The sequence below is a fragment of the Gilliamella sp. Fer4-1 genome (assembly GCF_001690515.1).
Taxonomy (GTDB): domain Bacteria; phylum Pseudomonadota; class Gammaproteobacteria; order Enterobacterales; family Orbaceae; genus Gilliamella; species Gilliamella apicola_C.
This window is the reverse complement of record NZ_LZGZ01000356.1, coordinates 1-6,275: the sequence shown is the minus strand read 5'-3', so window position 1 is coordinate 6,275 and position 6,275 is coordinate 1. Positions and strand designations below refer to the sequence as shown.

Below are 6,275 nucleotides of genomic sequence, written 5' to 3'. Positions count from 1 at the left end.
TGCATCGTTATTTTATGAAAATGATATGCTGACAAGCTAAATATTAACTAAAATCATAAAGAACTAAATAAAATTATTGATTTACTTAATAAGTAATCAATATAATAGCTTTTTACTATAAAAACGCTAAAATGTGCAAATATCCCCATATGTGCTGAAAATAGTATTTTGCATAAAATAACTAAAAATGAAATTCGAGAATGAAAGGTGTTGCTTTGAAAAAAATACTGACATTAAGTTGCTTAAGTTTGTTAGCGGCTGCTTGTACTCAAACCGAGCAAGCCGAAATTGAAGATATTTCGGGAGCAGGTGGAGCATCAACGTCTTCTGTTTACACCAAACCACCTGCGAATATTTCAACGGGTGGTAGAGCCTCTTCTATACCTTCATCAAGACAAACGACAACGTCCAATACAAATACCGCTAACGACACTCATTCTATAAGCAGTGCTAACAGTAATGATACGGTAATTAGCAACGAGCGTATTGTTTATAACCGTAATTATGACGAAATACCTAAAGGTGGATATCAAGGCGATACTTATACTGTAAAACGTGGGGATACATTGTTTTATATTGCGTGGGTAACAGGTAACGATTACCGTTCACTAGCGGCTAAAAATAATATCAAAGAACCCTTTGCCGTTAATGTTGGGCAAGTGCTAGATGTTAGTGGTGGTACAGTTGTCGTAACCCAAAAAACCACTACACACCCAGCGACATCTAATAAAGTTAATAGCAGTAATACTACTATCGCAATGGGGCAAGCTAAAACGAGACCAACGATCACTAAAACAACAACGACTTCGATTACCAAAACAGATAAAAATCAACAACCAACGACAATCGAAAAGACGGAAACTATTACTGAGCCGTTAGATAGTTCTTCTGACATTATACCAACTCGTACCTCAAAAGTGAATGTGGCTAATATTTCATGGCAATGGCCAGCACGGGGTAAGATTGTTGAAAAATTCTCAAATACAAGTAAAGGTATTGATATATCAGGCTCAGTTGGGGCTAAAGTCATGGCGGCGGCTGATGGGCGTGTTGTTTATTCGGGCAATTCATTACCCGGTTATGGTAATTTAATTATTATTAAACATAATGATGATTATTTAACAGCGTATGCGCACAATCAATCTATATTAGTAAAAGAACAGCAAGCGGTGCGTGCAGGTGAACAAATTGCTACAATGGGGGCTACGGGCACTTCGTCGGTTAGGTTACACTTTGAAATTCGATATAAAGCGCAATCAGTTGATCCATTAAAATACTTACCAAGAAAATAAATGTTTTGAATTAAGCATTTTAATTCAAAACAAATAGGCAGGCATGGTTGCATATACCACTTGCCTATAAACCAAATACACTTAAAATTTAATTATACGTAATAAAGGAGTTATACTCATGGCTGTAAAAAAATTAGTGTTAATTCGACATGGAGAAAGTGTTTGGAACCAAGAGAACCGTTTTTGTGGTTGGACTGACGTTGATTTATCTGATAAAGGCAATAAAGAAGCTGCTGAAGCGGGTAAATTACTAAAAACAGAAGGTTTCACATTTGATTATGCTTATACTTCAGTATTAAAACGCGCTATTCACACATTATGGCACGTTCTAGACGAAGTTGATCAAGCATGGTTACCCGTTGAAAAAAGTTGGAAATTAAATGAACGCCATTATGGTGCATTACAAGGTTTAAACAAAGCAGAAACCGCAGCAAAATATGGCGATGAGCAAGTAAAATTATGGCGTCGTGGTTTTGCCATTACCCCTCCTGCACTTGAAAAATCAGATGAACGTTTTCCTGGGCATGACTCACGCTACAGCAACTTACCTGAAGCAGAATTACCATTAACGGAAAGTTTAGCATTGACTATTAAACGTGTACTTCCTTATTGGGAATCAACAATTGCGCCACGCGTAGCTAAAGGAGAGCGTGTTATTATTGCAGCTCACGGTAATTCACTACGTGCACTAGTAAAACATTTAGATAACATCAGTGATGATGATATTATTGAGCTTAACATCCCAACAGGGGTGCCGTTAGTGTATGAATTTGATGACAATATGAAAGTCATTAAACATTATTATCTCGGTAATGCTGATGAAATCGCTGCAAAACAAGCGGCTGTTGCAAACCAAGGTAAAGCAAAATAATTATTTCTTAAAGTTAAAAAAGGTAGGTTGTTTAACTTACCTTTTTTATTTCCTACATCACAGCTTTTATTCATTATTTTTATTCATTGTTTTTATTTTGAGAGCGTTATTTTGTCTAAGATCTATTATATATATGGCGTAATGAATGCCGGAAAATCCACCGAACTACTACAAATTGATCACAACTACTTAAGTAATAACATGCAAACATTACTACTTAAGTCATCGGTTGATACACGTGATTCGGCTGTCGAAATCGTCTCTCGCTTAGGGTTACGTAAAAAAGCATTACTGCTTGATGACACGACTGTTGATGCCATCATTGAACATATCAAACAAAACCAATATGCCTGCATATTGATTGATGAAAGTCAGTTTTTATCGCGCAACACCATCTGGAAACTTTCTGATGTGTGTGATGAATATAGCGTCCCAATTATGTTCTTTGGTATTAAAACCGATTATATGGGGCATCTGTTTGAGGGATCTAAGACGCTACTTGAAATTGCCGACAATTTTAGAGAGCTAAAAACCGTATGCTGGTGTGGAAAAAAAGCCACCATGATTTTATTAGAAGGGCAAGATGGTCAAATTGTTAAATTTGGCAATTCCATTCATCTGGGTGATAGTGAATACCATTCAGTATGCCGAAAACACTGGAAGGTTGGGCAAATTAGGCCTAAAAACTGATATTTTAAACATTTCACACTGATTTTAAGTCAATAAATTACGCTTATAAGTTGATTTATTTGATGCTAAAAAAGTGTGAATGACCTCTCATTTTTACCATTTTCTTTTATTGCTTCTTCGGTTTTTATGTCATATTGACTGAAACGATTCAGTATTAACTTATTAACGATGAGGTCTTACCATGAAAATCAAAATTGTTTCATTAGCAGTGTTACTTAGTTTGGCTAGTTATCATGCCAATGCGAAAGAATTTGTATTGACTGATAATGAAAACGGCCTTGCTAAAGGGAATTGGTCGGTTTCAAGCCAAGCTTTAGGTGTAAAAGGTAAAATGTTTACTATTGAAAATACCGTGCTTAAAGGTGGTAAACAAGATGGTACTGAAGTTTTAACTATTTCTAGTGATAACTTCACGATTAAATTAAGCCCAACTCGAGGATTAGGTATTTTGTCGGTTGTTGGTGATGGTGTTCGTATGGGCTGGGATTCGCCAGTAAATGAAATTGTTCACCCCAAATATATCAATTTAGAAAGTCGTGGAGGCATAGGTTGGCTAGATGGTTTTAACGAAATGATGGTGCGCTGTGGTTTTGAGTGGACAGGTCATGCGGTGCAAGCTGATGGTCTGATGTATACGCTCCATGGCCGTGCGCAAAACACGCCGGTATCTAAATTAATGGTGGATATTGCCGATAAAGCGCCATACACCATTACAGTTAAAGGTTTAATCAAAGAAAATACGTTCAAAAAAAGTAACCTAGAAACGTGGGCATCACTTAGCTATGTACCAGGAAGTAGGGAGTTTACCGTGCATGATGTGGTGACTAATAAAAGTGATTATGCACGCGATTACCAAATTATCTACCATAGCAATTTTGGTACGCCAATTCTTGAAGAAGGTGCACAGTTTGTTGCGCCAGTAAAAGAAATCTCACCATTTAACGATTATGCTAAAAATGGTTTAAACACATGGCAAACTTATTTAGGACCAACAAAAGGCTTTGATGAAATGGTATTTAATGTGTATCCTTTCGCTGATAACAACGGTCAAACTCAAGTAATGGTAACTAACAAAGCTGGCGATAAAGCCGCTGGTATTGCTTATAATATTAAACAGTTGCCTGTCCTTTCGTTGTGGAAAAACACCGACACACTGAAGCAAGGTTATGTCACCGGTTTAGAGCCAGGTACCAGCTTTGCTTATCCTGTAACTATTGAGCGTGAACAAAAACGTGTTCGACAACTTGAGCCAGGACAAAGTGCAGAGTTTACCTTAACTTATAGTTTATTATCGAATAAAGATGATGTAACAAAATATGCAAAAAAAATCGAGGCTATTCAAGGTAACCAACAAACCAAAGTTGTTAATGAACCCATGGCTAAAGAATAAATCACTAAAAATGGCTGCCAAAATCTTATATTGGTAGCCATCAATAACCGCTTAATAACTTAACCTCCGCTTCTTAATTTATTTATTATCAATGTATCAATAAAGCTAAGAATAACCTGCTGTCTACTTGATTCGCTACGCATATATAGGGTATAGTCACTTCCTTGATAGCTGGCTTTAATATCGCTTGTTATGAGCAGTATAATGTTATAAGTTGACTGTTTAAATTAATGATTTTATCGCAATTGGATATTAATACAGGAATAGACATGACAACGCGTCGAATAATAATTGGCATTAGTGGTGCAACAGGAATTGCTTATGGAATAAAAGCGTTAGAGCTATTAAAACCAATGGACATCGAAACTCATCTTGTTATTTCTAAAGCAGCACAAATAACAAGTGCATACGAAGTTCCTAACATGAATATAAAACAAATTGAAGCACTTGCAGATAAAGTGCATTCCATTAACAATATTGGTGCTGCAATTGCTAGTGGCTCTTATAAAACAATCGGCATGCTAGTTGCTCCTTGCTCAATGCGTTCATTATCGGCGATTGCTAATAGCTTGTCAGATAATTTACTGACTCGTGCTGCCGATGTCGTATTAAAAGAGCGACGTCGGTTAGTCTTAATGATTAGAGAAACACCACTTCATTTGGGGCATATTAAAAATATGGAATTAGTCACATTAATGGGGGGCGTGATATTTCCACCCGTGCCAGCACTTTATCAGCATATTAGTAGTATTGATGACATGATCACCCACAGTGTAGCTAGGGCGCTTGATTTGTTTGGCATGGACGTTCCATCGCTACCTCGGTGGGGTGAAGATCTGCACCTTAACGTTAAACCTGAATAACGTCAATCGAATCCAGAAAATATGCAAACTGATCCTAGAATTATTAAATTCATCAAAAAGCATCATGTATTATCGCTTCACGTCATCTTGCCAGACAACAAACCATGGGCATGTAATGCCTTTTATGTCTTTGATGAGCGTGTAATGTGCTTGTATCTCCTTTCAGAATTAAAAACTGAACATGCTAAAGCCATGTTAACATGTCCACAAGTTGCAGGCACAATTAGTGTGACACCTAAAACGGTTGCCCAAATTCAAGGCATCCAATTTCAAGCTCAAGCAATACAGTTACAAAAAGAACAGGCCAAGCACGCTTATGCACAATATTATCAAGCATTCCCGTTTGCTAGAATAATAAAAGCACCAATTTGGTCATTACAGTTACAACGTGTAAAGATGACCAGTAATTTATTGGGATTTGGACGAAAAATCTATTGGAACCAAGAAGAAAAAGAGAGTTAGCGTGGTTTTTATATTTCTAAAAAATATCCACTCACTCCATTTTTATTGTTAAAAAACAAAACGTTATAAATAATTAGCAAAAAGAGTGCTTAAAAAACTTCAATAAAATAAATGGTTTTTCTGACTGCTTTTTGTTGTTTTTTAACAAGTTTACTTGGCGCTATGTCATAGGCATTTTTAGTTAATAAGCATCGTTTTTTGTCGAACCGGTATTATTGCTTATTAGCCTTTGTCTTTTTTCGATTATTTACCTTAAATATAAAAAGTGCTAGCAATTGGGTTAATTATTTTATAAAAATAGAAAAAGGGATAGAAATGTATATCAAGTTGATAATAAAAATGTTATTAATCATTTAATTAACAATTTTTATCTTCAATTATTTTCGCCAGCTCATCGTTTGCTCTTTGTAAAAAAGCGTTGTCTTTTAGAATAAAAAGGTAGGTTTTGAATCGTTTTATGGGATCTACAGCAAAAAGAAACAGCGCGGTCACAATGATAAAGACTGTCAAAGTAGCAATAATGATATCAATTACCCAAGGTGAGCTTAGCATAGTAATAATGTTAGCCAGCAGTATAATAAATGCCAACACAAAGGCAATGCCACTAAATAACACTTCTGTAATTAAATATGGTTTAAGTGGTGTAATGTGTGTGTTTTCGATTTTAAAATATTGCGTTAATAAATCTAATTGGGTGAGTTTAATTA

7 protein-coding genes are annotated in these 6,275 nt (G+C 35.8%); 6 read left to right on the top strand and 1 reads right to left on the bottom strand.

Annotation, left to right across the window (positions count from 1 at the left end):
• The first annotated feature begins 215 nt into the window (after positions 1-215).
• From nlpD to A9G30_RS12175, 6 genes are all read left to right on the top strand, one after another.
• Positions 216-1,292: a murein hydrolase activator NlpD gene (nlpD, locus tag A9G30_RS12200; protein WP_218057900.1), complete on the top strand. Its 1,077-nt coding sequence runs from the start codon at positions 216-218 to the stop codon at positions 1,290-1,292.
• Between the two features lie 118 nt (positions 1,293-1,410).
• Positions 1,411-2,163 (top strand): 2,3-diphosphoglycerate-dependent phosphoglycerate mutase, encoded by a 753-nt coding sequence (gene gpmA / locus A9G30_RS12195; protein WP_065582986.1) that lies wholly within the window; start codon positions 1,411-1,413, stop codon positions 2,161-2,163.
• Between the two features lie 111 nt (positions 2,164-2,274).
• Positions 2,275-2,853 (top strand): thymidine kinase, encoded by a 579-nt coding sequence (locus A9G30_RS12190; RefSeq protein ID WP_065567103.1) that lies wholly within the window; start codon positions 2,275-2,277, stop codon positions 2,851-2,853.
• Positions 2,854-3,034: 181 nt separating this feature from the next.
• A complete protein-coding gene (locus tag A9G30_RS12185; RefSeq protein ID WP_065589124.1) occupies positions 3,035-4,243 on the top strand; it encodes an aldose 1-epimerase family protein in 1,209 nt (402 codons plus the stop codon).
• Between the two features lie 269 nt (positions 4,244-4,512).
• Positions 4,513-5,106, top strand: coding sequence for a UbiX family flavin prenyltransferase (locus A9G30_RS12180; RefSeq protein WP_065567101.1), 594 nt, complete (start codon positions 4,513-4,515; stop codon positions 5,104-5,106).
• A 21-nt stretch (positions 5,107-5,127) separates the two neighbouring features.
• Positions 5,128-5,568 carry a hypothetical protein gene (locus A9G30_RS12175; protein ID WP_065567100.1) on the top strand — a complete coding sequence of 147 codons (441 nt, stop codon included), beginning with the start codon at positions 5,128-5,130 and terminating at the stop codon, positions 5,566-5,568.
• 357 nt (positions 5,569-5,925) lie between these two features.
• On the opposite strand, the gene A9G30_RS13080 is transcribed toward A9G30_RS12175, so the two are convergent.
• A partial coding sequence (locus A9G30_RS13080; RefSeq protein WP_176700917.1) for a hypothetical protein occupies positions 5,926-6,275 on the bottom strand: 350 nt, incomplete at its 5' end.

Coding starts and splice junctions, on each gene's coding strand:
- gpmA (WP_065582986.1), top strand. CDS start 1,411: ATGGCTGTAAAAAAATTAGTGTTAATTCGACATGGAGAAAGTGTTTGG.
- A9G30_RS12185 (WP_065589124.1), top strand. CDS start 3,035: ATGAAAATCAAAATTGTTTCATTAGCAGTGTTACTTAGTTTGGCTAGT.
- A9G30_RS12180 (WP_065567101.1), top strand. CDS start 4,513: ATGACAACGCGTCGAATAATAATTGGCATTAGTGGTGCAACAGGAATT.
- A9G30_RS12175 (WP_065567100.1), top strand. CDS start 5,128: ATGCAAACTGATCCTAGAATTATTAAATTCATCAAAAAGCATCATGTA.